This window comes from Zobellia laminariae, from assembly GCF_030553095.1.
In the GTDB taxonomy this organism is placed as follows: domain Bacteria; phylum Bacteroidota; class Bacteroidia; order Flavobacteriales; family Flavobacteriaceae; genus Zobellia; species Zobellia laminariae.
In genome coordinates this window covers 79,567-105,063 of sequence record NZ_CP130738.1, presented here as the reverse complement: position 1 = coordinate 105,063, position 25,497 = coordinate 79,567, and the positions used below count along the sequence as shown (strand labels likewise).

Sequence of the window (25,497 nt, the reverse complement as noted above, 5' to 3'; positions counted from 1 at the left end):
CAGATAAGCGTAAGCTTTGGTGTAAGATGTACACTATTCGTTAAAACGTAAGAATTTATCGACGTAGAACATCAGTAAACCTCCTTTTTAAAAGAAGACTGGTTTTTGTTAGCCCTGTTTATTAACAGCGCTACCATCGTTTTAAAAAGAAATAGCTAATCAAAAGAAAAAACGTTCCTAAATTACCAAGTCAAAACTTTTTGTAAGGGATATAGCGCTGCTGTACCGTAAGGAAATAGGAGAGAGGTGCGTTGCTCTGGGTGTTTGTTAAAAGAAACGTAGGGTAGGAGATAAGCACTTTTGTTTCGGCTTAGGACTTCGCAAAACAGGTTGCTTTTAGCTGTTCAGGGGTAAATTCTAAGTATTGGTATACTGGTCTTGGTTTTATTCAAATTAAATTTATGATTCGGTTCATTTCATCAAATACCAAGTCGATATCTTTTTTGGCCGTTCTCCAATTTACAAACGAAGCTCTAATTCCTTTTTCGTTATTGTAGAAAGTTGGTGTCATAAATACTTTGCCCGTGGCATTTAACTGGGTTAAGAAAGTATCTATTTTATCTTGGTTCTGATTACTTTTTAGATTAAAAACAATGTTATTCAATCTAACGGGCACCAATAATTTAAAGTCCGCCGACTCCTCTATAATATTCCCAAAATACATAGCCAAATCAATACTGTTCTCAACAATAGTTGCGTAGCCTTCTTTTCCGTATGCCCTTAGGGAAAACCAAGCGGGTAGTGCTTTAAGGCGTCTTGAGTTTTCAGGAAGAAAATTAAGATAATTGAAATTCTCTAAAGGATCACCAAGATATGGTGCATTAGAGTTCTTGAAACTTTCCGTTTGTAATAATTTATGTTCTTCTTTTACAAGGAAAACAGCACTCTCATAGGGGACATTTAGCCATTTATGACAGTCTAGGGTTATACTATCTGAATATTCCCAATCTTTAAGAAAGTGTTTATAGGTATTGGAGCAAGCCGCAAAACCACCAAAGGCAGCATCTGTATGCCACCAAAAATTGTACTTTTCTTTTAGGCTTTTAATGGCAGTAAAATTATCAAAATCTACCGAGTTTACTGTTCCTGCACTGGATATGAGGATAAATGGCTGTCCGTTTAATTTTTTGATTTGAGCTTCTAAATCATCTATTGAAATGGCTTCTCTATTTCCTTCAATGGTTTTTACTTTTATAATAGTATTGCTGCCAATACCTAAAAGCGCCAGCGATTTTATAGCGGAAGAATGGGGTGTGGCGGTTAGGATATTTATTTTTTCTGTAATGCCTTCTTTTGCAAAATCTTTGCCATAGGTTTTTCCGGTCCATTGTCTAGCGACTGCTAAACAGGTAAAATTGGACATTGTAGCTCCGGTAACAAAGCCACCTACAAAAGATTCCGGCAACTCAAAAAGGTCTAAAATAAGTTTAATAGTCTCCAACTCAATATTCGCAGAGATATCTCCTTGTCCGTTTATAGCTTGCGGATTTTGGTCATAGATGGTTGCTAACCAATCTCCCATAATGGAGGCAGGCGTAGAACCACCAATTACATAACCCCAAAATCTAGGTCCACCGGATGACACTAGGATAGGTTCAAACCTCTCGTTAAATAATTGCAGCGTTTCGCGGGCACCAATACCTTTGGTATTTAGGGCTAGTACATCAGGTATATTTTCATTTGAAGAAGTACTCCTGTTGTCTATTGTATGTATATAATCCACCCCTTGTTTTTTTACTTTTTCAAGAAGCGAGTCTAGTTCTGATAAGTCTGTTTGTAATAGCTTGTTCATTTTTTTACTTTGTTGGGGGAGCAGGTGGGAAGATGGGTTTAGTTGTAGCCAGTTTTATTTTAGAAATAGTGACGCGACCTGGTGATCAATGAATGGAACTTTTTTTGGTAAACAAATACTCATTCATTATTAAAAGACAGCACGTTCTTAAGATAGATTTTTTAAGGCTTCAATAATTTCATCAGGCTCTGAACGAGTTCTGTAGTCAACGTTAACATAGCGCCAAGTAACTAGTCCGTCTTTTCCTAATACAAAGGTGGCCGGAATTGGTAATACATTGCCGTTACCATTATTAATTTTCTCTAAATCAAGTTTACGGTCTACGCGCATATGTTCTGCTAAAAATTCGGGCACTTCTATAAGGCAACACCATATTGTAAAGCAACTTTTGCGTCTTGATCAGACAATACCGTAAAGTCCATATTACTAATTTCATCTTCGGTTAATGAACCATCTGGGACTTGTGGGCTTATGGCAACCAATGTAGCTCCCAAGGCATGAATTTCATCTAATCTAGCTTGTAAAGCTCTTAGTTGTAGGTTACAGTAAGGGCACCAATTACCTCTATAAAATGTAATAACAACAGGACCCTTCTCTAATAAAATGTCTAATGATATTAATTTACCTTCAGGGTTAGGTAGTTTAAAATTAGGAGCTTTCTGTGCAATTTTTATGGCATCTTCTCCTTGTTGAAATTCTTTTGCTTGTTTAATTATAGCATCTACACCATTCATAAACTCAGGATTAGCCTGTCTTCCTGATTCAATTTTAGCGTCAGTTAGTTCTTTTAATTTTTTCATTTAATTACGTTAGATATATTTCTATTCCTAGTTTAGGATTGTTTTTTATACTCGGGCAAATTGCGATGGTTAATAAAAAGCCATTAATTTACTCATGATGACGAGTTGTGCAACGGTTACTTTTGTTAGCCACTGGCTTTTACATTCTATTATATATTCCATTTGGTAGTCCTTTCAAGAGTATCGAAATCAATCGCCATCTTTTAGAGACATAGCCAACGTTCCTTTTTTTTGGATGAGTCCAAGAATTTGTTTCGCAGCTTTTTCTTTAGTCGTTACCCAAAACTGACCTTCTCCTTTTGCCATATCCGTATCAACAAAGCCTTATTCTTATGTCAGTAACGTAAATTGGTTGCTTCGTTTTTTTTGCTTTTTGCCTTAAACCTTCCAAATAATTTATCTGATAGGCTTTTGAAGCATTGTAAGCTGGTGCAATTCTACTACCTCTTATTCCTGCTATAGAACTTATTCCTACTAGATGTCCTTTTCCTTGTTTTTCAAAATAATTGAATGTCCAGTCTACAATTTCGGTAAAAGCAATTACGTTTAATTTGTTAGTTGCATCCTCAATATCAAATTTTAATTGCTCATTTAAGTCTCCTGTACCTGAACTTAAAATCAACAAATCTAAACCTCCCATTTCATTGACTAATTTAGTCAGTTTTTCAGAGTTGTTTTCTGTTGTGCAATCAAAAGAACTGATGTTGAAATTTATTGGGTCAGATTCTTTTAACTTTTCAAGTTTAGTCTTTCGTCTTCCTGTAATTCCAACCTTATATTCATTTTTCACAAGAATTCTGGCAAGCTCATTTCCAATTCCAGAAGTTGCACCAATTATAATTGCTTTTTTCATTCAGTTTTGTGCTTGTGCCTAACGTTTTAGCTAAGCGTAGTGCGGGTAGTAAGGAAACCTTTGGTTTCCGTCTTAGCGCGAAGCTAAAGCTTATTGTTTAGTTTTTCTTTTCTCTGTCCAAAGCTAAATTTGAACATTTCGCTGACACGTAATTTTCAATTTAGCGACTTTATAAATTTACGCAGACCTTTTGATTAAGCTCAAAGCCCGCATTACGTTTAGGCTTTGTTTTCTGCTACCTTTTCCGTTATAGTTAAATTTCGATTGTGTGGGACGTAATAAATTGTGGCAAAGACAGTATAAGCTTTGAAATGAAATAGAATCTATACTGTAACAAAACTTATAAATGTTCGTCTTTGAAATATAACATTCTACTTAATTTTATGAGACGTATTTTTTCTACGCTATTACTACTGTTTATATCAATAACTTTTGTGAACTGCAGTAGTCACACTTCTATAGATTCTTATATAAAAGAGCTAGCAGCAGAAGGGGAATTCAACGGAAATATTTTAGTAGTTCTAGATGAAGAAAAAGTTTATGAAAATTCATTTGGGTTTTCAGATGGCTCTAAAACAGTAAAGCTTACTAAAAAATTTCGTTTTGATTTAGGTTCGGTTTATAAAGAATTCCCAGCAGTTTCAATCATGCAACTGCAAGAAAAAGGATTGCTTAATGTTGAGGATAAAATAAATATATACTTAAAAGATTTACCAAGTTGGGCATCAACAATTTCAATTGAAAATTTAATGCAATACACTAGTGGTCTTCCAGAAGTCGAATGGGATAAATACTTCGAAATAAATGAACGAATTACTGATGAAAAAATTAAAGAAGATTTATTAAATATAGAAGAATTGGAGTTTAAGCCATAGGACGGATTACTTATATACCAACCATAGTCCAATGTTACTGTCCCAATTGTAGAAAAAATCACAAATCAAACTTTTGCAGCGTATGTTACTCAAAATTTATTCATTCCTTTTTCTTTAAAGGATGCAGTAATTCATCCAGAAGCTCCATATTTAGATAAGAGTTTAATGGCTATACCTTTTAACGATGATTATGAGGAGGATTCTTATAAAGTAACAATCTCAGGAGCAATTTTTAGTTTAACTGCAAACGATTTATATAGTTGGTTAGAAAACCTGCATTCGTATAAAATTATAAATCAAAAATCGATAAAGTTCTTGTCTGAGAAAGCCGATTTTTTTGGGAATATTCAATCTCCTTTAGGTTCTGTAGAATGGACAAAGAATAGAATTACTGAACATACTCATCATGGCTCTGCTGGGAATTATGAATGTATTGTAAGAAGGTTTAATAACGGTAAAGATGTATTAACCATAGTAGTTCAAACAAATCAGAAGCATGAAAATGTAGGTGATATTTCAGATGAAATTAAGGATATTTTAAAAATTCAATTAAGTATCAAAAGGCTTACTCTAAAGTTGTTGTTTCAGAATTCCCTGTATTTGACATTTAAATTCGGATATTTTTTAGCTTGCAGACAACAATAGAATAAAGCAACTAAATCACTTTATTTCTCTAATCTAGCGGTAAAAAGAGACTAAAGGCTTTATACAGAATTGAGTTTCTTCCTCTAAAGATTCAGTTATAAATATCGCAATACAAATTAGATTACGATTACAGAAAACCCATTAGTTTTGGTTTAAGAAATATGCTATTCCTTAAAATGCGGGAATATGTAGACTTAAACATTAGTAGCACTCCCGCTTAAATAAATTCAGGATTTTGTGAATCTCTTGATAAATAGAGCTCCCACAGTTTTTTAAAAAAAATGCCAATCAAAAGAAACGAGCTCTTATGATTGGCAATTAAACTATTTATTATGTAAAGTATATGTTGCTATTGCACCGTAAGCGTATACGTGAACGTTACGTTGGTCTGTATGGTCTTACCCTCTGCATCTGCAATAGAAAACGAGTTGGTAAACATAAAAGCGGAGTCGTCTTCTGCAAACGTTAGCGCAATAGAACTCAGGTTACAATCGGTTACCAAACGGAGCGTATCATCGCTAAGTTGCCAAGTACCGCCCAAAGTAACTTGGTTAGTACAGTCCGCTGTATTTTGTGCCTGTCGGTACACATAGGTACGGTTGGTGCCAAAAGAGTAGGAAGCATCTTTCTGGCAATCTTCATACTGTGCGAAAAGGTCTTTTAAGGGGTTGTCCGTTTCATCATCGGTTAGGTCAATTTCGGTATCGGCCGTCATGGCGGTCAGCATCCAATCTCCGGGTAATTTTTCTTCGGCGGAAGCCAAAACACCTGAAAAATCTTCAATACATTCAATAGTATCATCGGTGTCATTACAGGCAAGGAACAATCCGTTACAAAGTACAGCGGTAAGCAAAAACATGAATTTTCTTTTCATTATATGATATAGATTAGAGGTTCAGTCTAATAGATGCGCAGCTTGTAAAAAGGTTGCCCTATAGTTTTGTTAAAAGTGCAAAAAGGGTTTAAAAATAACCAGTGCGTATTGTAACTTAGGACGCTTCCCTTGGCATGACCTAATTTTTAAAGGATACCTGCAAGCATTGTTAAGTGAAAGTAAATAATTTCTAACTCATTATTGGTAAAAAGAGGAATACGTATGAAGAAAATGGTATGGATCAACCTATTGGCAATTCTAGTATTTGCGAACATAGGGTTTGCACAAGAAGCAAAAACACTTACCCTGGCGGATATTTATAAAAATGACGCATTTGGTCAGAAAGGTTTTGGTCCCGTTAGGTGGATGAAAGACAACAAGGGCTATTCTACATTAGAGGAAAGTGCCGGTCTTGCCGGGAAGGATATTGTAAAATATGATGCCAAAACGGGAAAAAGGACTTTTATAGTTTCCGCGGTAGATTTAATACCTGAAGGCACTGAAAAGCCTTTGGTCATCAAAGATTACAAATGGTCCGATGATAATACCAAACTTCTTGTTTTCACCAATACCAGAAAGGTATGGCGTTACCATACTAGAGGGGATTATTGGTTGCTGAATTTGGCTACAAAGAAATTAAGCCAGTTGGGTAAATCTTTGCCAGAGGCTACGTTAATGTTCGCTAAATTTTCTCCAGATGGGTCTAGAGTGGGTTATGTAAGTGACCTAAATATCTATGTAGAAGAGGTAAGCTCAAATAGCGTTACCCAGATAACCAAAGATGGCGGCGGTAATATTATAAACGGAACTTTTGATTGGGTTTATGAGGAAGAATTAAATTGTAGGGATGGTTTTAGATGGAGTCCTGACGGGGAGAATATTGCCTATTGGCAATCTAATACAGCGGGTGTAGGTACTTTTTACATGATCAATAATGTAGATTCTATTTATTCCAAGCCTATTCCTATGCCGTATCCTAAAGTGGGTACACAACTGTCTGCAGTAAAGGTGGGTGTAGTGCCGGCAAAAGGAGGGGAAACCAAATGATTTGATATTCCTGGTGACCCACGGAATAATTATTTAGCCCGAATGGATTTTATTCCAAATTCCAACGAATTAATGATCCAACAACTGAACCGTCCGCAAAACACGAATAAAGTATATGTAGCAGAAATTGAAACGCTTAAGTTTAAAAATATCCTGACAGAGAAAGACGAAGCTTTTTTAGATATGCATGATGATATCCGTTGGTTGAACAACGAGAAATATTTTACATGGTCTAGTGAGCGAGACGGTTGGTTGCATTTGTACAAAGTGTCACGAGACGGGACGGATATTAAACCCATAACCAAAGGCAATTTTGATGTGGTGAGCATAAACTGCATAGATCCAAAAGGAGGGTATGTGTACTATACGGCCTCACCGGATGATTACACACAACGCTATTTGTATAGAAGCCGCATTGATGGAAAAGGAACTGCCCAACGGGTAACGCCTGCAGCTAATTCTGGACAAAACGCAACCAGATTTCCGAAAATGCGAAATGGGGAATTCAGGTTTTTCAAAATGCTACGACGCCTCCGGTGTATTCGCTAGTCAGTTTGCCAGCTCATAAACAAATACGGGTGCTAGAGGATAATAAAGAATTGAAACAGAAATTTGATGCGTTGCAACTTCAGCCTAAAGAATTTGTAAAAGTAGATATAGGAGATGCCGTTTTAGATGCATTTATGATTAAACCTATTGGCTTTGACCCTTCAAAAAAATACCCGTTACTTTTTTATGTGTACGGTGAGCCGGCCGGTTCTACAGTGCAGGATAATTGGGGCGGAGGTAGCCTTTGGGACCAGTATATGGCACAACAAGGGTATATTGTTATGAGTGTTGATAATAGGGGAACAAAGACCCCAAGAGGCAAGAAATGGCGTAATGCTATTTACGGACAAATAGGTATCCTAGCTTCTGAGGACCAGAACAAAGCGGCAAATAAAATTATGGAAACGTATGATTTTATAGATGCTTCTAGAGTTGGTATTTGGGGATGGAGTGGTGGTGGTCAGATGACATTAAACTGTATGTTCCGTTACCCTGAAACTTACAAATCCGGATTGGCGGTTAGTTTTGTGTCCGACCAAAGATTGTATGATGCCACGTATCAAGAACGTTACATGGGCTTGTTAACGGATAATGCTAAAGGATATCATGATGGTTCGCCCATAAATTTTGCACAAAACCTAGAAGGTAACCTTATGGTTATTCACGGAACGGCAGATGACAATGTGCATTACCAAAGTTTTGAAATGCTGATTAACAAGCTGATCGAGAATAATAAGATTTTTGATATGATGTCTTACCCCATGAGGTCTCATAGGATTAATGAACGAGAGAATACCTCTTATCACTTAAGGGAGACTATGGAGAAGTATTGGAAAGAGAATTTACCGGCCGGAGGCAAATAGTAGTTCGTGAGGCTTTTGTTTATTTAATAGTTTAATTATTTACATCTTAGAAATGTTTTCAACACAAGAATATATAGCGCGTAGAGCAGGATTAAAGAAGCTGGTAGGAGAAGGATTAATTCTTCTTACGGGCAATGATGAAGTGGGTATAAATTTTGAAGACAATATATACCCTTTTAGGCAGGATAGTACCTTTCTTTATTTCTTTGGAATTCAAACTTTTGGACTAACGGCAATCATTGATTTAGATAATGATGAAGAAATTATTTTTGGTGATGATCCATCAATCGATCATATTGTTTTTTCCGGTCCAATAGAATCCTTACAAAGCCAAGCCCGTAAGGTGGGAGTGTCTGCTGTAAAGTCGGTTTCAGAATTATCGGAATATATTGGAGGGGCGGTTTCCAAAGGAAAAAAAGTACATTTTTTACCGCCGTATAGAGCAGAACATTCCGTAAAATTATCGGCTTTATTAAATGTGGCTATACCCGAACTTGAGGAACATAGTTCTGTAGAGCTTATAAAAGCTATAGTAAAACTGAGAACTAAAAAATCTGCCGCTGAGGTTTTAGAAATCGAAAAAGCATTGAATATCACGGTAGAAATGCAGTATAGGGCAATGGAAGTTGCCAAGCCAGCATTAAAAGAATCCGATGTTTTTGGGGAAGTAAGTAAAATTGCGCTTGCCAAGGGAGTAGGAACCTCGTTTCCGCCTATTGTAACCATCAATGGTCAGATTTTGCATAATCACTACAGGGGTAATGAATTGAGTGAAGGAGATATGCTCCTATGCGATTGTGGGGGAGAAGTGGCATCTGGTTATGCGGGAGATCTTACCCGTACCTTTCCCATTGCTAAAAAGTTCAGTGCAACTCAGAAAGCTGTTTATGATATTATGTATGCGTCTTATCGCACAGCGGTAGAGATGTTGCGACCATGTGCAATTGTTTTTAGATGTGCATTTGGCTGCAGCCGAAAAAATAGTTGAAGGTCTAATTACCCTTGGCCTTATGAAAGGAGACCCTAAAAAAGCAGTTGCAAAAGGAGCGCATACCATGTTTTTTCAATGTGGATTAGGACATTTGTTAGGGCTTGATGTTCATGACATGGAAAATCTGGGAGAACAATATGTGGGGTATACGGACACCTTAAAAAAGCGAACCGATTTTGGTTTCCGTTCCTTACGATTAGGCCGTGCCTTAGAAGAAGGTATGGTGTTGACCGTAGAGCCTTAGTATTTACTTTATTCCGGAACTAATTGATTTGAGGAAAAAAGAAGGCAAGTATCTAGACTTTATAGATTATGAAGTACTTGAAAAATATAGAAATTTTGGAGGTATTAGAGTAGAAGATGTGTTTTTGATTACAAGTAATGGCGCACAAATTTTAGGAAACAGACTCCCCACTTCCGCAACGGAAATTGAAGAATTTATGATATCACATAAAAGGCTGTAAAGACTTTCATGAGTAGCGTTACAATTATTAGAGAAGGCCTTGGTAAAACAAGGTCTTTTTTTTGGTTCCCACTTTATTAAAAACCAGCGGAGTAAAGTTTCACGCAACAGTTGCTTTTACATGAAGTTTATTTTTACTTAGATTAAAAATTTTCTCAGTAAAATCATTTAGTTTTCATTTTAGTTTGAAGGTTTCAATTCAATTAGAATTTTTTAAGCTGTTTAATCTTATAAATTGAACGGTTTCTGTTTACATTTTATAAGGTTTTAATTGAATTACAACGCAAACTTAGAAACGAAATCTGGAAAGAGTTGGGAATGGAAAGGGAAGCTTTTATAGAGGTTTTGAAACGGGAAAGGCTTTTCTTTTTTGAGCCCGAAAATAGCTTTGCCATTCTGGGGCGTAATCAAAAAAAAGCCTCGTGGAGGGGCTTAAAGTAAGTTGCTGGCTTACTCGGGTGTAGACATTAGCGTGACGCTTGCGCCAGCGGGGGGGTCTAAATAGCTTATTGTTATGTTTAAATTCTTTTTTCAAGATATTCCCGTAACTTTTATTTTATCAATTATCCATTTACCATTTATTTTTCTAATAAAAACCAAACCACTAAATCCGCAAAGTCGCCCGCAACCAAATCCGCTTATCAAAACTCCGTAATTTTTTGTTCGGTCAAATTGAATTCGAGAAAACCCAGTTATTCCAGAAAGATGAAAATCGTAATCGCCTTTCCATACTTTGCTTGTCGCTGGCAATTCAGAACGATACTTGAGCTTAAATTTATCTGCGTGTTTTAAATCCGTCAAATTTATTTTATAAGATTTTATAATGTTAAGAGTATCTAATTCAATTTCGTAATCCTTATAAAAATCAATAAGTTCTTTTTTTGCTCTTTGATTTATTTGATAAGTACTGTCCACAATCGCAATAACCAATTTAGTTGTGTCCTTTTCTAATTCAACTTTTCGCTTTTCGTACTCAGCAATCATTTTAGATTCGTCCCATTTAATTGCTGTTGCATCACTCCATTCAGAATTTGGTGGTGGTGGTGGTGGTGGTGCCAATCTTGTATCTTGAAATACAGAATCAAGTAACGCTGGGAAAATTTCATTCGCAACAGACTTTTCAAATTCCAAATCAGTCTGCTTTTTTCCACAGCTAATTAAAAGCAGAAATATTGCAATTATGAGGAATGTTAGTTTTTGAAACATATGTGCTGTAACGGTTCGGCTTTGGCAAATAGGGCAGGCAAGGAAACTTTTCGTTTCCGTCTGGTCTACGAGCCAAAGCTTTTTGTTTTATAATTATCTTTCTTTTTTTAATTGCCAAACCCCCAAAATTTGGCGGACTTAGTAAATAAATCTAAGCCATTTAATTTAATACTTTATACCCTATTTGCTATAGGTATTGTGGGTAATAGTTATTTTATTTAGGCGATAGTTTATAACAACCGCGATAATGAATGCAATTAAAACATGTACTATTGGAATAGCAAATAACATCATTAATCTACCTAAACCATATTCGTCATGACCCAAGAATTCTAAATTTCCGTAGATTGTGTAAGTAGTATAGAGAGCTAATACTATAAGATTAATACCAAAGAACACCCAGAAGTATTTCCATTTATGAACTAAGTATATACTTAACATCCATAACACGAGTCCAATACCTAGTATTATTAGAGGCATCATTTCTTAACTTTTTTACCGTCTATGTACTCAAAAACTAATTGATTTCCATCAACATCGTAGCACAATTCTTTTCCGTGCTTTTTTCTACCGTTATATTCACAACTGTATATAACTTTACTCTTTTCAAACTGTTCAAGTAGTATTTTCTTCCCATTTTCATCATAGCTTTTAATTTCAAATGTGTCTTTGGAAAGTCGGAAATTTATTTCCTTTTCAAGAACCCATAATTTGTAGCGGTTGTAAATTGTCCTATTGGAGACCTTTTTTTCTTTAGTATTAAAGTAAAGATTACTGGAAAAAACAACTCCGTCTTTATACTTTTCTTCATAGGTCAGATGTCCATTTTTTCGTTTCTGTTGGGCAAGTCCAGTAAATCTCTGGCCATTCATTTTGTAGACCAAATCATTATCAATATACACTTCCTTCATGTCCAACGTATCTTGAGAAATCATTTCAAAAGTGCTTGTAATGAAGACTAAAAGTAGGATGTATTTGAGATTTTTCATAAATAATGCTAAAACTAATTATTTAGTTTTGCTTTTTTCTGTCCAAAGCTAAATCCAGAAGATTTAGCGACATTATATACATAAATAGCTCTTTAAAATTGGCCCTAAAGTCCGCAATAAGTTTAGGCTTTGTTGTAAGTAGTTTTTATAGGTCATCTAATTTATTTACACACCATTCATTTCCTTTTGAAATCCACAAATTTGGAAAGTCCGACAAATTAAATGTGCCATCTTGATTGATGTGGTGTATAATATTCTCTTTGTCGAATATGTATTTACCACCTTTTCGATAAGCTGTAAATGTTTCTACTCTTAATAGTTTTAAGTACTTTTTGACGTCTAATGGGGTTATTGCAATATTGTATCCATTTTCCTCAGTTCTTACGCTCGGATAAAGAATTGATGGTATTTTTTTCCAATACGAGTGCGGATTAATTCTGAGAATGCAGCTGTAAGTTTATAATCATTTGGACTATTGATATCAACCTTAGAATATTCATTGGCTAAAAATTCAATTATTTTTGAACTTAATTCTGTAACACCAGAATGTTTTTCATAATTCTCCAATAAAGAATCAAATAGTTTGGTTTTCTCTTTGCTTACATTATTATAGATTATCGGGATGGTAGGCAGGTCTGATTGTATCTCCCAAAACCCTGATGTGAAACTTAAGGGAAAGTCTATTTTATTTAATGGTTTACTATTTAAAATATTTAACCATTCCCAAACATTTGTGTCCAGAGAGTTTAGCATTCCTGGTCCTTGAATAGAACCATAAAAAATTGGTTCATTCGGTTTATTTGCTCTGCCATAATTTTCCGGATTAGGATTATATGAAATTTGAGATTCTTTACAGTAAGGCTTTCTTTCAGATGGTCTAATTCTTGAAATTAGAGTTCCTTTCGGAATATTGAAAGTCATTATATATGAGATTTCAAGCTCCTCTAAGAGTCTTAAAATATCTTCGTATGAAGTGTGTTCGAGGTTTTTTGATATTTGTTTTAGGACTTCAAAATTTATCATAGGCTAAATTACTGGCAACGGTTATGTGTAAGGATAGTTGCGTGGGCAAGCAACTAACTTACTAAAAATGGAACGAACCAGAGGAAAATCCGCAGGATTTTCCAAGTAGGCGAGAACCAAGCAATTATTTTTACACGGTGTTAGCAACTGCTATTTTTCATTCTTTTTTACTCGAATTATTTTTTTTGTCGGACCAAAACCAAACATTCCAACATTCCAATCAGGTTTACTCATATCAAACGTATAAATCCCCTTATTTTTAATTGCATCATTCAACTTTTCTGCTTTTGATTTATGACTTGTTTTTACTAACTCATAAAGCTTTTTTAAGTTTTCATAATCCGATTCGAAAATTTCGTCCATAGGATGAAGGATTTGAATAATGTCATCAAGAATATATTTAACCTCATAATTAAGATCTTTTTGTAACAAGGCACTTTTTATAAAACTTGTAAGTGCATTTGATTCTATACCTTTTAATTTCCATAAATCTCCAGTATTTTTTGATAAGTCTTTTTCCAAAACTTTTAATTCTTTTTCTGTTCTTTGTGAAAGGTCCTTTAATCCACGGTCAATAGTATTTTCAAGAATTTTTAATTCGATTGATTGAATTTTCTCTGATGATTTTAATTTCTCTTCTAATTTTTCATTTGCTGTATTAGAGTTTTTCTCGATGACAATTTTCAACTCTTTTTCTAGTTCCGAAAATTTGGTAGTCATATTTTTGTTTTGTCTTCCTTCCAATTCCAGAATTGATTCCTGTAAATCTTTTTTGATATACTCGATTTCCTTTTTGTTGATACGATAATTAAAGAAAATTTGACTTCCGATTATAGCAATTAAAAAACCAAAAGATAATCCTATTGTCCATTGGAATAAGGTCTCGAATGTATCATTACTTTCAACTTGTGAATTATAAAGCATTTTGTAATAATCCAATTCTGGAAGAGTCTCATTTTGTAAAGTCTGAACCAATTCGACCTGCTTCAAAGTATCCGGTTTGATAGTATCTTGACCTTGAGAGAAGTTCAGGTTAAAGGCGAATAGTATTATTAGGATGATGTTTCTCATAGTTGTTGCCAATGATTATATAAAGCAACTAGTTGCTCTATATCTATAATCTAGCGGAAAAAAGCAACTAGTTGGTTTATGCAGTTTTCTTTACCCTCTAGATGTATCTATAAAAATCACAATACTAGTCAAAATACGATTACAGAAATCTGTAAGTATAGTGTAAGATGAGTACTATTCGTTAAAGTGTAGGAATTTATCGACGTAAGAGGGAAATACATCAATTCTTGAGAAAAGTTTATTTAAAAAGAAATCTGGAGTTAGAAATCTGCAAGGAATCTTCTGCCTAAAATGAAAATGACCTCTAGCGTATTGGGCAAAAACATCATAGGCTTACAGCACATAAAACATCCGCTGCAAAGCAAAAAATAAAATTGAGGAACAATTCTCAGTTGGGTAGTGCGGTTACTTCTTCTTCTTCTTAAAAAGGCTAATCACCTTCATTACCAATTTAACGCCAGCTAAGACTACCAAACCTACGCCAAGGCCTACTAGAAATTCTTTAACAATGTCCGGTAATTGTGGCAAAAGATCATGGAAGAAATGAATGTTATGTACAAAAATACCACCGGCAACCAATAGGAGCGCAATGGTACCAATTACGGAAAGACTTTTTATAACCCATGGTAAGGCACCTACCAAGAACCTGCCCACATAATCAGAAAAGCTATTATCCTGCTCATTAAGGTTAATGAGTTTAAGGCCAAATTCATCCATACGAACAATCATAGCTACAATACCATACACGCCAACGGTGGCAATTAGAGCAATTAGCGAAACTACGGGTATTTGAATATTTAACGGCTCATCTGCAACGGAACCCAAGGCTATGATAACAATCTCTACGGAGAGAATAAAATCTGTTACAATGGCTGCTTTTACGCGTTCTTTTTCCAAAGCAAGAATATCTGCTTCGGTCATTTCTGTATTCAAAGTTTCATGTGCGGCATCATGGTGCGGAACAAAAACTTCATAGATTTTTTCGGCTCCTTCATATGCCAAATAGAGTCCACCTAACACCAGCGCAACAATAATAGCGGGAGGCAACAGGTAACTTAACAGAAAGGCAATAGGCAGAATAATAATTTTATTGATCATGGAACCTTTGGAGATGGCCCAAAGCACAGGAATTTCACGATCGGACATAAAACCGGAGGCTTTCTCCGCATTTACCGCTAAATCATCTCCTAGAATACCGGCTGTTTTCTTGGCCGTAATTTTACTCATGGCGGCAACGTCATCCATAAGTGTGGCAATATCATCTAGTAACGCAAAAAATCCTGAGGCCATGCTAAAAGGGTGCTTTTAATTATATGTTCTTTTTCCGTTCTGTAAACCAATTATAGACAATTAGGAGTACGGCCAGTACCAATAATAGGTGAATTAGACCTCCCAAAATCTGAAAGACCAAAAATCCTAAAATCCATCCAATAATCAACACTATTATGATACTATATATTAGATATTTCATGTTTTCTTCTCTTTTTTAGTGTATTCAGGGCCCAAAAAAGGCATTTTGAACCTCATTCTTGAACTTTTCAAGTGAATTGTTTTTTGAATACAGGTTTGACATACTACAAAGATAAAGGGCTGTTTTGAGGAGGATAGCCGCTATCCGTTTCTTTTTTGATGGATTCCATTGCAATGGGTTTTCAAGTGGAGTAGGAGGCAACCAAACATGTTAAGGCATTAAAAAACTGCCCCATAACACAAGCGGAATGCACTTGCGGTATAGGGCAGTTCTATAGACTTCTGTAAAACAGGCTAATGTTTACTTGGTGTAAATGAGCGCTGCGTAAGCAGGAATGGTAATTTGACCAGTGAACGGTTTTTCGTCCGTTGGTTCTTCTACTTTTTCCATGCCTTCTACGGCTAGTTCGGAGAAATCTTCATCATAACCTTTCCAAGTGCTATTGAAACGTAATTTCCATTCTGCATCCTGGCAACGCCAATGCCATATTCTTCAAAAGGTTTGTTCCCAAAGTTTAGAACAACTAGAACAGGTTCATTATCATCACCATCCGTACTACGTACATAGGCAAGGATTTTGGTGTCTTGGTTAAAGTGAACAATTTCTATCTGTTGCCCTCGCAGTCCGTTGGTGCGTTCTGCTTTTCCGGTTCTAAGTGCAATGAGGTCCGTAGATAATTTTTTGATGCCTTTTAGCTTATCTAGTTTTCCCCAATCCAAAGCTTCCGTATCCTGAAAATATTCATCTTCAATAAATTCCTGACCTTGAAAAAGCATAGGAATTCCCGGAGCAGTGAGGGTAAGAACAATACCCAAAATAGCACGTTTTTTAGCAAACGGACTTTCTGCATCTCCCGGCTGAATTTCTTCTGGAACACGTGCCTTACCATTGGCAACTTCATCATGAGATTCCGTATAAACGATTCTTCTAAAAGCATCACCACTATAGCTGTAGGTAAGGGCGTTCACAATTTGTTGAAGGTCTCTATCTGAGTCATTAATCATGGTAAGCACCTCACGAACGGGATGTACAAAATTCATATCCCACTGGGAGCCGTACCCCAGACCACCATAGTCGGCATCATCCGTTACTTTATCATCACCTTTTAAATCTTCGGCAATGGTCAATATATGTGGGTATTTAGATTGGATTTGCATGTTAATATCACGCATAAGGATATTCCCTTCGTTTATTTCCGTATCAATTCCCAAACCACCACCTTCAAATCTAATGTATGAAGTGGCATCCATACGGAGACCATCACAACGGTATTGTTCTATCCAGAAGATAGCATTGTCCGCAATGTATTTCCTTACTTCGGTTCGGCCATAATCAGGTCGTGTATCTCCCCATGGGGTTTCCGAACGGTAATCGTTATAAAAATAGATACCGCCTTTATCGTTTTCGCTCCACCCATCAAATTGCCAAAGCGCTATATCAGAAGGTCCAAAATGGTTGTACACCACGTCCATAATTACGGCAATACCTTGTTTATGGGCCTCTTTTACCAATTTAGCAAATCCATCCGGCCCGCCGTAATCTTGTTCAATAGCAAAAGGATGCGCTGGGTTGTAGCCCCAAGAAATTCCACCTGCAAATTCTGCTACAGGCAGTAATTCTATACAGTTAATGCCCAGTTTTTTTAGATAGGGTAGTTTCTCAATAACATCTTCAAACGTACCAACCTGATCCGGTTTTTTACGGTTAAAAGTACCCACATGTAGCTCGTAGATAACCAGCTCGTTCCAATTTAGAATTTGAAAATCATCTCCCTCCCAATCAAAATCTAGCTTCCTTAAGCAATAGAATTCCCATTACTATTGGTAACCTCTACGGCATAAGGGTCGTTACGTTCATATTCGTTCTTACCGTTTATGATCAGGAATTTGTATTCGTCTCCCTCTTTACATTTTTCGGTAACGCCGGCCCAATAGCCATTGTCCTCTAGTTCAAGTTCAAACTCATCTTTTTTCCAATCGTTAAAATCGCCAATAACAAAAACTTTATCGGCATTGGGTGCCCAAACTCTAAAGGTAGTAGAAGCGTCATCTGTTAAGATGGCTCCCATACCCGCACTTTTATTTAAAATAGTTTCCATAATATCTGTGTTTTTTATAAGCAAAAGGAGCTCATAAGTGTCTTATCAAAAATACATTGAAACGGAATTAGTAGGTAAAAATGGAGGGCTTATAAATAACCCTAATCCGCTAAATATTAACCCTATAAATACCTGATTGAGGTATTTGTTCTTTTATATTTATTTTTCTACATGAAAGTTAAAAAAAGAGGTGGTTATGAATAAATCTTTAGTAATTTGAAGGCAATACCTACAACTTAAAATTATTGGGTATTGAGGAATAAGTAGAATAACGACCTAGATAGACGTTTTAGGGCCTTGATACTGCTTTTTGATTAATAATTACCAGTAATTTTTGCCATAACAATAAATATTTGCTAATTATCTAGCATGGTGATTGTTAAGAAAATTTGGAGGTTATCTTTGGCCTCCCTTTAACAGAGATATAATGTTTGGAGGGTACGCTGGAAATAAGCTTATTATGAATACCGGACCACTTATTTATATTGATGATGATGAAGACGACCGCATGTTGTTTCAAGAAGCCATGGAAGAGCTTTTTCCGATGTTGCCTCTGGAGTGCTATGAAAACGGACCGTCTTTTTTGAAACGTATGACCACTGAGTTGTCCATTCTACCAAAACTCATATTTTTAGATTTGAATATGCCCGTAGTTAGTGGTGCAGATTGTTTGACCAGAATTAGAAAAAATACGCTTTTTTTAGAAATCCCCGTAATTATGTATTCAACTACAAGCAATCCCAAAGACCACGTACGTTGTTTGGATTTAGGAGCCAATATGTTCGTTACCAAGTCTAGGTCTTATAGCGCAATGAAAAAACAACTGACAGATATTATTACGCAACACCTTTGCTAATTGGGATTCTTATTGCAGCTTCCTATTGTGGATCTGTAGATGAGAAGTTTAAAATTTGGCATAAAAAAAGCCGGTCTTTAGACCGGCTTTTTCATTAAGAAATAAAATATTATTTCTTTGTAATATTCTTCATATCAGTATAGTTGAACTTTTGTCCACCTACAGAAAGGTCAGCCATCAATCCTTTTTTTGGCTTGGCAAATACAACAACACCGTCGTCATAACTTGCATTGGCAGCAACTCCTTTTTTCAATACTACAGCAGTAGCCTCGGCAGAAAATTCAAATTTATCTTGTTTAAATCTTTCTAAAGCATCTTCGGTTTCAAAGAAAATAACTTCAGTTAAGGCTTGTCCACCAGCTTGTAGTCCTATGTCCAATTTTTTTAAATCGGCCATACCAACTGCTTTTCCGTTTTCATACAGTACGCCATTACCGGAAGCACCACCTACAATAAGTCCACCTTCACCAACATTAGGGAAAATTACATAGCCAGAAGCATTGTCAAAAAACATGTCTAGGCCTTTGTTTGACTGTTGTAGTTTAGCTTTTGCATTCTCGGCATCTGCCATTACCCTTTGGTCATCTTTATCTTGTGCGGATGCTCCTAAAGTAAAAAGGAATGTAGCAGCTATTAAAATCGATTTTGTCATTTTCATATCAATATTATTTAAATTAAACATTAATTCTGATACAAAAGTACAGGGTGATTATACCTGGGATTAGCGCTAAAAGTTATAATTATGATGCAAAAAAAAGGAGTTTTTGAGCTAAAATTAATAGGATTAAAGTCAATGTAATCCTGTTGTATAATAGGGTGAAAATTCAATTAAACCAAAATAACAAATTGGCCAGGATTGGATTCTTCATCATCTTTTTGAACCATAGACAATAAACTCTTGTGAAGCATAATTTTAAGGTCCTCAAAAGAAGAAGGTTTCTGAATATATTGGTTGGCGCCATCTGCCTGCAATTGGTTTACTTCTCTCTGGAGGTAAGAAGTGGAGTACACAATAACCTTAATACCGTCAAATCTAGAAAAGTTCCTAATATCTGTTAAACATTCAAAACCGTTCATAAGCGGCATGTGTAAATCTAAGAAAACAGCATCCGGTAAATCTATGGTGGAAAATAGGTTGTCCATAAGATCTACGCCATTATCAAACTGAGTTATTTTAGTAGGGATTTTGATTTCATCAAGAGCTTCCACAAACAATTCGCGGTCTTCTTTATCATCGTCCGCTAAATAAAGGTTAAGAGTCATATCTGTTTTCTGTTATTGATTGGTCATCAATTAATGTATTTGCTTTTATAAATCTCAAAGCAAGTTGCCCAGATTTTAAAGGAAATACATAATTACTTTTTTATATACGTCAAGTATCACCCTTTTGGAGCTTCCTATTTCATTTTTTTTAGAGGGAATTTGAGAGCGAAAATATTGTTTTTGTACTAAATGGCAGGAACGGATAAAAAGATATATTAACTCAAATAGGATTTTTCTTGAAAATTTAAACTTCAAAGTAGGATGAAAAGTATCACGAAAGGAGCAGATGGCGTTGTGATTAAAATGCGTAATCGTTAATTATTTGCGGTATTTCTATCGTAATCTTAGTATTTAGTTCGTGTCCGAACACGATTGTTATCTGTGTGCGCACACATTTTAAGACTTTTTACTAGGTTATTTGAGGTTGGGAAATTATATTCGTAAAATAAAGTTCTTGCTTTTTATTGCAAATTATGGTTGATTTTTTTAATCAAATAATTGATTTTAAGCAGCTAATAGGAGTTGTGAAGCGTGGTCGCTGATAATCGTTATTTTGCAAAATGGGTAATAATTTTTATGGGCTTGTCACCTTAAGTCAAATTTATATTTGAATTAGAGACATAACGTAGTAAGGGAGAATGGGCTGTATTCAAGGTAATCATAAACATCAAAACAACTTAGAACAATTAAAAATGAAGTATTTAAACACGAGTAAACTAAAATCCTTTGGGTACAACAGCGCAATGTTGTTAATGGCATCAAGCTTTTTTATAAGCTGTCAGGCTCAGAAAAAAGAAACGCTACCATGGACAGATCTTTTTGATGGAGAAACTTTAACGGGGTGGACCCAAAAAGGAGGTGAAGCTATCTATGAAGTTAGAGATAATACAATCGTTGGAACAACGGTAAGTAACACGCCAAATTCTTTTATGACGTCTGATAAGATGTATGGTGATTTTATCTTGGAGTTGGATTATAAGGTAGATCCATCAATGAACTCAGGTATCCAGATTCGTAGTAATAGCTTTCCATATTATATGAATGGAAGAATACACGGGTATCAAGTAGAAATTGATCCATCTGATCGCGCGTGGAGTGCAGGTATTTATGATGAAGCCCGTAGAGGTTGGTTGCATCCGCTACCTGATAGCAATACAAAGGCAAAGCAGGCTTTTAAACAAAATGATTGGAATCATTACCGTATTGAAGCTATTGGTGACACCTTAAAAACTTGGATTAATGGTGTGCCAGCGGCTCATTTAATAGATAGCCAAACGGCAAGCGGATTTATTGGTTTGCAGGTGCATTCTATACATGATGATAAAAAATAAGGTACGGAAATCGTTTGGAAAAACATTAAGATCATTACTGACGATTTACCTAAGTACTCAAAAAAGAGTCCTTTGCCTGCAGTTAATATGGCAAATCAACTTACTAAAAATGAACAAGATCAAGGTTGGGAATTACTTTGGGACGGTGCTACTACAGAAGGTTGGAGAGGAGCTAAATTAGAAAGCTTTCCAGATAAAGGTTGGGAAATTAAAGATGGTATTCTTACTGTTTTGTCTTCCGGTGGCGAGGAATCTGCAGCAGGTGGTGATATCGTTACCACGGAAAACTATGGTGATTTTGAAATTAAAGTCGATTTTAAATTAACGGAAGGAGCCAATAGCGGAATCAAATATTACGTAGACACCAATATCAATAAAGGAGAAGGTTCTTCAATAGGATTGGAGTATCAAATTTTAGATGATGCAAAGCACCCAGATGCTAAAAAAGGAAATCATGAAGGTAGCCGAACGGTTTCTTCTCTTTATGACTTAATCAAAGCGGACCCAAAGAAACCAATAAAAGCAATTGGTGAGTGGAACACAGCACACATCATATCAAAAGGAAATCACGTTGAGCATTACCTTAACGGAGCTAAGGTATTAGAGTATGACCGTAAAAGTGATGCCTATAGAAAATTGGTTTCTGAGAGTAAATATGCTAAGTGGCCAAATTTTGGCGAGTTAGATAATGGTCAAATCTTATTGCAAGACCACGGAGACAGAGTTAGCTTCAAAAACATTCAAATAAAAACACCTAAAGCCGATAAATAATGACTACAAGAAGAAATTTTATTAAGAAAACGGCAACAGGTTCAGTAGCCTTATCATTTAGTGGACTTATTTTACCATCTATGGCCAATGCCAATATTCTTGGTGCCAATGACCATATCAACTGTGCTATAATTGGAGTTCGTAGTAGAGCAAAGGCGCATGTAATGGCAATTCATGAGCAAAAAAATGCTAAGATTATTTATAGTTGTGATGTAGATGATACTATACTTGAAGAGCACAATTTATGGTGCCAAGAAAATATTGGTTACATCCCAAAAAATGAAAAGGATTTTAGAAAAGTACTAGAGGATAAAGATGTAGATGCTGTATTTATTGCCACACCGGAACATTGGCATGCTCCTATGGCTATAATGGCTTTACAGGCAGGAAAACATGTGTATGTAGAAAAACCATGTAGCCATAACCCTTATGAGAACGATTTGTTGGTGGCAGCTCATAAAAAGTACGGTAAAAAAGTACAGATGGGTAACCAGCAAAGGTCTGCAAAGACTTCTATAATGGGAGTGCAGGACATTAGAGACGGTGTAATTGGTGAAGTGTACAAAGGCGAGGCGTATTATAGTAATAACCGAGGTTCCATAGGAAAAGGTAATGAAATAGCTGTTCCGGATACGTTAGATTGGGATATGTGGCAAGGCCCTGCACCAAGAGAAAATTACAGAGATAACATTCACCCATACAACTGGCACTGGTTTAAGACTTGGGGTACAGGAGAAGTACATAATAATGGTACACATGAAATTGATTTATGTCGTTGGGCATTGGGTGTAGACCTTCCAGAGAGTGTTACTTCTTTTGGTGGAAAATACACGTTTGATGATGACTGGCAGTTTGTAGACAACCAACAGGTTACCTATAAGTATCAAGATGATAAATTCATTACGTGGACAGGTCATAGCCGTGGTAAAATAATACCAAACCAATAAGGTCGTGGTGCTACCATTTACGGTAGTAAAGGTATTATTCAGTTAGATCGTAATTTTTATAAGCTGTATGATTTAGATGGTAACCTTTTAAAGGAAGAAAAAGAGGGAGCAGAAAGTGCAACTACCAATACAATGGGGCAGGGGCAATTAGATGTAAACCATGTAGGTAACTTCTTTGAAGCTATAAGAACGGATAAATCCCTTCACTCGGATATTCAGGATGCTAGTATCTCAACTATGTTGTGCCATTTAGGTAATATCGCGCAAGATGCAGGAGAGACTATAAAAATAGATCAGAAAACTGGTAAAATCTTAAACAACGAAAAGGCCATGGAAAGCTGGAAAAGGGAATATGCCCAAGGCTGGGAACCAAAATTATAAAGATTGTAACCAAGAGGTTATGAGCTAATTGTTTTTTTTGTTAGTTTTTTTTAGGCCCGTATGAAGTTTTCATACGGGCCTTTTTGGTGTTGGTTTTATCAAAGGATTGATGAAAGAATAAGTGTCAATACTTATTGCCTGATTACTTTTTGACGGTGGACAGTAGTTCCATCGCTATTTTTTATAGTTAAAATATACATCCCTGAAGAAAGGGTAGGGGTTTCTATTTTAGATTTTTCGTTGAAATTGATGTTTTCAGAAAAAGCTAATTCACCGTTTAAACTATAAAGCTGCACAGTACATTCCCCCGTGAAATCAGTAGCTAGGTTCATTTCCTGTTGAAAAGGTATCGGAAAAAGCACAGCGTTATCGTCACCATCCTCGGAATATGTTTTAACCCCAAAAAGAAGCTCCGCTTTAGCGAAGGCTTGCTTTCCTATTTCATCACCCATTAATCGTCCAGGAATGTCGTCTATAGGAGGGTGAATTCCACCCCAAATTCTGGAAAGGCTAGTTTGATCAGAAGCATCTCTATAGGTTGCCCATTGCAGGGTTAAGTCTTCGGAAGGGCCATCTTCAAATACCAGAAATTCATTTGCTTTAATGTCAAAGGTTCCCATCCCTCCATAAAAAAAGCATCTCCGGTCAGTAGTGTCATAACTTCTGCAGCAGCCCTAGAAAAGGTGGAATGGCCAGAAATATAACCTGCAAAAGGAGGGGTAACGAAAGTACCACGTTGATAGGGCCACCAATGCGTTCCTAATATCCATCCAACTCCGGCAACATCATTTTCTGGGTCGTTTATAAAATCTGGACCGCGCCATGCCTTAATCTTGATTTCTCCAACAAATTCTCCCGCAGGTCCTGCCAATGGATCATTTTCATCAATAATTTCAATTAAATCAGGGATTAGAGGAATACCGTGTGGGTCAAAACTGGGTAATTCAGAATTGCTACTTTGCCCTTTGCTGGCCATATACCTAATGGCCGAAATAGGTCTGACATAATCATAATAACCCTTAATGCCCCAAGTAGAAATAGCCGCGTCATGCATGGCTCCACCAAGGGCTAAATAAGATTTTACGTCCCATTCTAAATTGGTCATGGTAAAACCTTCTCCCTTAATTTTTTTCTCAACCAAAGGATGGTCGCTCACATAATTTAAGATGGTAAACCAATGTCCGGGCGGAGTTTCAGAATCGGGCCCATCTGCCCAGAACTCCGCAAGGACTCTTGTATAGTCCGAACGTTTTACAAGTTGAGACTCGTATGGCTGGTCTGTGTATGGGTTGAGGTCCCAACCTTTACCAGTGCCTCCTCCATCTATAAGATTGTAGAAAGTTTTGTACGCTTCAAATGAAGTAGGGTAGGTTTCTATATCAACATTACCCAAAGCGGCTGGTGAAATATCTATTACTGTAGGGTCTTCTGGGTCTAAATGTGCTGACCATGCGGCTACTAAAGTAAAATTCCACTTATACGGATCGCTAAGCCCATCAGTCATAGAATTTTCTATTAGAGGAGGTGCTTGGGTGTCAAAATACAAATGCGAGTCAAAACCGTTGTTCTTAATTTGTAGGTTAGCCTCTTCTAAAGCAAAAGGAACAACCGCTCCCCATTCAGGGCCTAGAAAATCTGGAATGGCAACGGGCACTGAATTTCCAGATTGGTCTATAAAAAGGTCAAATGATAGTGGCTGCCAATGGTTTGGATCTATATCCGTAATATCTTGGTATTCTGATAGGACCAAGGGAGGGTTGCTAGGTCTGTAAAGTTGGTTACCATATTCTAAATCTTCATTGGAACCATCTTGGTTGCCAAAAGCAATCATTTCATTGCCTAAATAGTTTCCTAAAGCGGCATAAGAACCTGTACTGTAATCTGTAGATATAAATAAGGGGTCGTATCCGAAGGACAGAAATAAGTCTTGTACATTATTTAGGGTTTCAGTCGCCCCGGGAGAGGTAGAAAAACGGTGTATTAATAGCCTATATAGGGCATAGCTCATGATTTCATGGCGAGCAGTATCTAAATTTTCTGGCTGTAGAATTCCATTAAAATTACAATCATAATTGCCATAAGTCTGTCCAAGAAAGACGGTTTGTGCGCTATCATCAAATAGTGCCCAAGCGTCATACATTACTACGGAACTGTGGTACAGATTACGAGCATGTACCGTTGGTCTGGCATAATCAGAACGTATGGCGTCTAGTAATACCTCATTCCACTGTCTGGCAACGGATTGTTGCGCATTAGCCGTGCATACGGCACAGAAAAGAAGTAATAGTAGTAGTTTTTTCATGGGGTACTCTCTGCGTAAAATGCTACTCAGTAATCT

At 36.3% G+C, this 25,497-nt stretch carries 27 protein-coding genes and 2 pseudogenes; 11 read left to right on the top strand and 18 right to left on the bottom strand.

Annotated elements, in window-relative coordinates:
* Positions 1-388: 388 nt before the first annotated feature.
* The 4 genes from Q5W13_RS00525 to Q5W13_RS00510 all read right to left on the bottom strand — a co-directional run bounded on the left by Q5W13_RS00525 (position 389) and on the right by Q5W13_RS00510 (position 3,445).
* Positions 389-1,792 carry a pyridoxal phosphate-dependent decarboxylase family protein gene (locus Q5W13_RS00525; RefSeq protein WP_304444971.1) on the bottom strand — a complete coding sequence of 468 codons (1,404 nt, stop codon included), beginning with the start codon at positions 1,790-1,792 and terminating at the stop codon, positions 389-391.
* Positions 1,793-1,939: 147 nt separating this feature from the next.
* On the bottom strand, positions 1,940-2,146 hold the full coding sequence (locus Q5W13_RS00520; RefSeq protein ID WP_304444970.1) for a hypothetical protein: 207 nt from the start codon (positions 2,144-2,146) through the stop codon (positions 1,940-1,942).
* Between the two features lie 2 nt (positions 2,147-2,148).
* On the bottom strand, positions 2,149-2,592 hold the full coding sequence (locus tag Q5W13_RS00515; RefSeq protein WP_304444969.1) for a peroxiredoxin-like family protein: 444 nt from the start codon (positions 2,590-2,592) through the stop codon (positions 2,149-2,151).
* 313 nt (positions 2,593-2,905) lie between these two features.
* Positions 2,906-3,445 (bottom strand): SDR family NAD(P)-dependent oxidoreductase, encoded by a 540-nt coding sequence (locus Q5W13_RS00510; RefSeq protein ID WP_304444968.1) that lies wholly within the window; start codon positions 3,443-3,445, stop codon positions 2,906-2,908.
* A gap of 356 nt (positions 3,446-3,801) precedes the next feature.
* Between Q5W13_RS00510 and Q5W13_RS00505 the strand changes: the two genes are divergently transcribed.
* Entirely contained in the window at positions 3,802-4,320 is a 519-nt protein-coding gene (locus tag Q5W13_RS00505) for a serine hydrolase domain-containing protein (RefSeq protein ID WP_304444967.1), read from the top strand.
* A 165-nt stretch (positions 4,321-4,485) separates the two neighbouring features.
* The gene (locus tag Q5W13_RS00500; RefSeq protein WP_304444966.1) at positions 4,486-4,965 is read left to right on the top strand and encodes a hypothetical protein; all 480 of its coding nucleotides are present in this window, start codon (positions 4,486-4,488) and stop codon (positions 4,963-4,965) included.
* A gap of 349 nt (positions 4,966-5,314) precedes the next feature.
* Here the strand turns inward: Q5W13_RS00500 and Q5W13_RS00495 are convergent, their stop codons facing one another.
* On the bottom strand, positions 5,315-5,839 hold the full coding sequence (locus Q5W13_RS00495) for a DUF5004 domain-containing protein (protein WP_304444965.1): 525 nt from the start codon (positions 5,837-5,839) through the stop codon (positions 5,315-5,317).
* Between the two features lie 222 nt (positions 5,840-6,061).
* Here Q5W13_RS00495 and Q5W13_RS00490 point away from each other — a divergent pair.
* From Q5W13_RS00490 to Q5W13_RS24465, 5 genes and pseudogenes are all read left to right on the top strand, one after another.
* Positions 6,062-7,435: pseudogene (locus tag Q5W13_RS00490) on the top strand (beta-propeller domain-containing protein).
* 29 nt (positions 7,436-7,464) lie between these two features.
* Positions 7,465-8,298 (top strand): alpha/beta hydrolase family protein, encoded by an 834-nt coding sequence (locus tag Q5W13_RS00485; protein WP_304444964.1) that lies wholly within the window; start codon positions 7,465-7,467, stop codon positions 8,296-8,298.
* A 52-nt stretch (positions 8,299-8,350) separates the two neighbouring features.
* Complete coding sequence (locus Q5W13_RS00480; RefSeq protein WP_368662389.1) at positions 8,351-9,286, top strand: aminopeptidase P N-terminal domain-containing protein; 936 nt, start codon at positions 8,351-8,353, stop codon at positions 9,284-9,286.
* Positions 9,261-9,533: a M24 family metallopeptidase gene (locus Q5W13_RS24470; RefSeq protein ID WP_368662388.1), complete on the top strand. Its 273-nt coding sequence runs from the start codon at positions 9,261-9,263 to the stop codon at positions 9,531-9,533. Before Q5W13_RS00480 ends, Q5W13_RS24470 begins: the two co-directional genes overlap by 26 nt.
* A gap of 28 nt (positions 9,534-9,561) precedes the next feature.
* Positions 9,562-9,753, top strand: a complete 192-nt coding sequence (locus tag Q5W13_RS24465) for a hypothetical protein (RefSeq protein WP_368662387.1) — start codon at positions 9,562-9,564, stop codon at positions 9,751-9,753.
* 530 nt (positions 9,754-10,283) lie between these two features.
* Here Q5W13_RS24465 and Q5W13_RS00475 read toward each other — a convergent pair.
* The 9 genes from Q5W13_RS00475 to Q5W13_RS00435 all read right to left on the bottom strand — a co-directional run bounded on the left by Q5W13_RS00475 (position 10,284) and on the right by Q5W13_RS00435 (position 17,610).
* A complete protein-coding gene (locus Q5W13_RS00475; RefSeq protein ID WP_304444963.1) occupies positions 10,284-10,883 on the bottom strand; it encodes a hypothetical protein in 600 nt (199 codons plus the stop codon).
* 255 nt (positions 10,884-11,138) lie between these two features.
* Positions 11,139-11,441, bottom strand: a complete 303-nt coding sequence (locus Q5W13_RS00470; RefSeq protein ID WP_304444962.1) for a hypothetical protein — start codon at positions 11,439-11,441, stop codon at positions 11,139-11,141.
* Positions 11,438-11,947, bottom strand: a complete 510-nt coding sequence (locus tag Q5W13_RS00465) for a hypothetical protein (RefSeq protein WP_304444961.1) — start codon at positions 11,945-11,947, stop codon at positions 11,438-11,440. Before Q5W13_RS00465 ends, Q5W13_RS00470 begins: the two co-directional genes overlap by 4 nt.
* Before the next feature lie 381 nt (positions 11,948-12,328).
* Entirely contained in the window at positions 12,329-12,970 is a 642-nt protein-coding gene (locus Q5W13_RS00460) for a hypothetical protein (RefSeq protein WP_304444960.1), read from the bottom strand.
* Positions 12,971-13,120: 150 nt separating this feature from the next.
* Positions 13,121-14,041, bottom strand: a complete 921-nt coding sequence (locus tag Q5W13_RS00455; RefSeq protein WP_304444959.1) for a hypothetical protein — start codon at positions 14,039-14,041, stop codon at positions 13,121-13,123.
* Between the two features lie 405 nt (positions 14,042-14,446).
* Positions 14,447-15,331 (bottom strand): DUF808 domain-containing protein, encoded by an 885-nt coding sequence (locus tag Q5W13_RS00450; protein ID WP_304444958.1) that lies wholly within the window; start codon positions 15,329-15,331, stop codon positions 14,447-14,449.
* A 19-nt stretch (positions 15,332-15,350) separates the two neighbouring features.
* Entirely contained in the window at positions 15,351-15,512 is a 162-nt protein-coding gene (locus Q5W13_RS00445) for a lmo0937 family membrane protein (RefSeq protein ID WP_155597048.1), read from the bottom strand.
* Positions 15,513-15,913: 401 nt separating this feature from the next.
* Entirely contained in the window at positions 15,914-17,230 is a 1,317-nt protein-coding gene (locus Q5W13_RS00440; RefSeq protein ID WP_304444957.1) for an alpha-amylase family glycosyl hydrolase, read from the bottom strand.
* 77 nt (positions 17,231-17,307) lie between these two features.
* Positions 17,308-17,610 carry an early set domain-containing protein gene (locus tag Q5W13_RS00435; protein WP_304444956.1) on the bottom strand — a complete coding sequence of 101 codons (303 nt, stop codon included), beginning with the start codon at positions 17,608-17,610 and terminating at the stop codon, positions 17,308-17,310.
* A 460-nt stretch (positions 17,611-18,070) separates the two neighbouring features.
* Here Q5W13_RS00435 and Q5W13_RS00430 point away from each other — a divergent pair, with 460 nt between their 5' ends.
* A complete protein-coding gene (locus tag Q5W13_RS00430; protein WP_304444955.1) occupies positions 18,071-18,466 on the top strand; it encodes a response regulator in 396 nt (131 codons plus the stop codon).
* A gap of 109 nt (positions 18,467-18,575) precedes the next feature.
* On the opposite strand, the gene Q5W13_RS00425 is transcribed toward Q5W13_RS00430, so the two are convergent.
* Both Q5W13_RS00425 and Q5W13_RS00420 read right to left on the bottom strand, forming a co-directional pair.
* Positions 18,576-19,118, bottom strand: coding sequence for a lipid-binding SYLF domain-containing protein (locus Q5W13_RS00425; protein WP_368662386.1), 543 nt, complete (start codon positions 19,116-19,118; stop codon positions 18,576-18,578).
* A 176-nt stretch (positions 19,119-19,294) separates the two neighbouring features.
* Complete coding sequence (locus Q5W13_RS00420; RefSeq protein ID WP_304444954.1) at positions 19,295-19,729, bottom strand: response regulator; 435 nt, start codon at positions 19,727-19,729, stop codon at positions 19,295-19,297.
* A 743-nt stretch (positions 19,730-20,472) separates the two neighbouring features.
* Here Q5W13_RS00420 and Q5W13_RS00415 point away from each other — a divergent pair.
* From Q5W13_RS00415 to Q5W13_RS00405, 3 genes and pseudogenes are all read left to right on the top strand, one after another.
* A pseudogene (locus tag Q5W13_RS00415) lies at positions 20,473-21,831 on the top strand (3-keto-disaccharide hydrolase).
* Entirely contained in the window at positions 21,831-22,778 is a 948-nt protein-coding gene (locus Q5W13_RS00410; protein ID WP_304444953.1) for a Gfo/Idh/MocA family protein, read from the top strand. Before Q5W13_RS00415 ends, Q5W13_RS00410 begins: the two are co-directional and overlap by 1 nt.
* A gap of 132 nt (positions 22,779-22,910) precedes the next feature.
* Complete coding sequence (locus Q5W13_RS00405) at positions 22,911-23,159, top strand: hypothetical protein (protein WP_304444952.1); 249 nt, start codon at positions 22,911-22,913, stop codon at positions 23,157-23,159.
* 131 nt (positions 23,160-23,290) lie between these two features.
* Here Q5W13_RS00405 and Q5W13_RS00400 read toward each other — a convergent pair whose 3' ends face one another.
* Complete coding sequence (locus Q5W13_RS00400; RefSeq protein WP_304444951.1) at positions 23,291-23,779, bottom strand: T9SS type A sorting domain-containing protein; 489 nt, start codon at positions 23,777-23,779, stop codon at positions 23,291-23,293.
* Complete coding sequence (locus Q5W13_RS00395) at positions 23,713-25,461, bottom strand: vanadium-dependent haloperoxidase (protein ID WP_304444950.1); 1,749 nt, start codon at positions 25,459-25,461, stop codon at positions 23,713-23,715. Before Q5W13_RS00395 ends, Q5W13_RS00400 begins: the two co-directional genes overlap by 67 nt.
* Between the last annotated feature and the right edge of the window lie 36 nt (positions 25,462-25,497).

Excerpts from the sequence above, each read along its gene's own strand:
- Q5W13_RS00525 (WP_304444971.1), bottom strand. The coding sequence starts at position 1,792 with ATGAACAAGCTATTACAAACAGACTTATCAGAACTAGACTCGCTTCTT.
- Q5W13_RS00515 (WP_304444969.1), bottom strand. The coding sequence starts at position 2,592 with ATGAAAAAATTAAAAGAACTAACTGACGCTAAAATTGAATCAGGAAGA.
- Q5W13_RS00510 (WP_304444968.1), bottom strand. The coding sequence starts at position 3,445 with ATGAAAAAAGCAATTATAATTGGTGCAACTTCTGGAATTGGAAATGAG.
- Q5W13_RS00500 (WP_304444966.1), top strand. The coding sequence starts at position 4,486 with ATGGCTATACCTTTTAACGATGATTATGAGGAGGATTCTTATAAAGTA.
- Q5W13_RS00495 (WP_304444965.1), bottom strand. The coding sequence starts at position 5,839 with ATGAAAAGAAAATTCATGTTTTTGCTTACCGCTGTACTTTGTAACGGA.
- Q5W13_RS00480 (WP_368662389.1), top strand. The coding sequence starts at position 8,351 with ATGTTTTCAACACAAGAATATATAGCGCGTAGAGCAGGATTAAAGAAG.
- Q5W13_RS00470 (WP_304444962.1), bottom strand. The coding sequence starts at position 11,441 with ATGATGCCTCTAATAATACTAGGTATTGGACTCGTGTTATGGATGTTA.
- Q5W13_RS00465 (WP_304444961.1), bottom strand. The coding sequence starts at position 11,947 with ATGAAAAATCTCAAATACATCCTACTTTTAGTCTTCATTACAAGCACT.
- Q5W13_RS00460 (WP_304444960.1), bottom strand. The coding sequence starts at position 12,970 with ATGATAAATTTTGAAGTCCTAAAACAAATATCAAAAAACCTCGAACAC.
- Q5W13_RS00455 (WP_304444959.1), bottom strand. The coding sequence starts at position 14,041 with ATGAGAAACATCATCCTAATAATACTATTCGCCTTTAACCTGAACTTC.
- Q5W13_RS00450 (WP_304444958.1), bottom strand. The coding sequence starts at position 15,331 with ATGGCCTCAGGATTTTTTGCGTTACTAGATGATATTGCCACACTTATG.
- Q5W13_RS00445 (WP_155597048.1), bottom strand. The coding sequence starts at position 15,512 with ATGAAATATCTAATATATAGTATCATAATAGTGTTGATTATTGGATGG.
- Q5W13_RS00435 (WP_304444956.1), bottom strand. The coding sequence starts at position 17,610 with ATGGAAACTATTTTAAATAAAAGTGCGGGTATGGGAGCCATCTTAACA.
- Q5W13_RS00430 (WP_304444955.1), top strand. The coding sequence starts at position 18,071 with ATGAATACCGGACCACTTATTTATATTGATGATGATGAAGACGACCGC.
- Q5W13_RS00425 (WP_368662386.1), bottom strand. The coding sequence starts at position 19,118 with ATGACAAAATCGATTTTAATAGCTGCTACATTCCTTTTTACTTTAGGA.
- Q5W13_RS00420 (WP_304444954.1), bottom strand. The coding sequence starts at position 19,729 with ATGACTCTTAACCTTTATTTAGCGGACGATGATAAAGAAGACCGCGAA.
- Q5W13_RS00410 (WP_304444953.1), top strand. The coding sequence starts at position 21,831 with ATGACTACAAGAAGAAATTTTATTAAGAAAACGGCAACAGGTTCAGTA.
- Q5W13_RS00405 (WP_304444952.1), top strand. The coding sequence starts at position 22,911 with ATGGGGCAGGGGCAATTAGATGTAAACCATGTAGGTAACTTCTTTGAA.
- Q5W13_RS00400 (WP_304444951.1), bottom strand. The coding sequence starts at position 23,779 with ATGGGAACCTTTGACATTAAAGCAAATGAATTTCTGGTATTTGAAGAT.
- Q5W13_RS00395 (WP_304444950.1), bottom strand. The coding sequence starts at position 25,461 with ATGAAAAAACTACTACTATTACTTCTTTTCTGTGCCGTATGCACGGCT.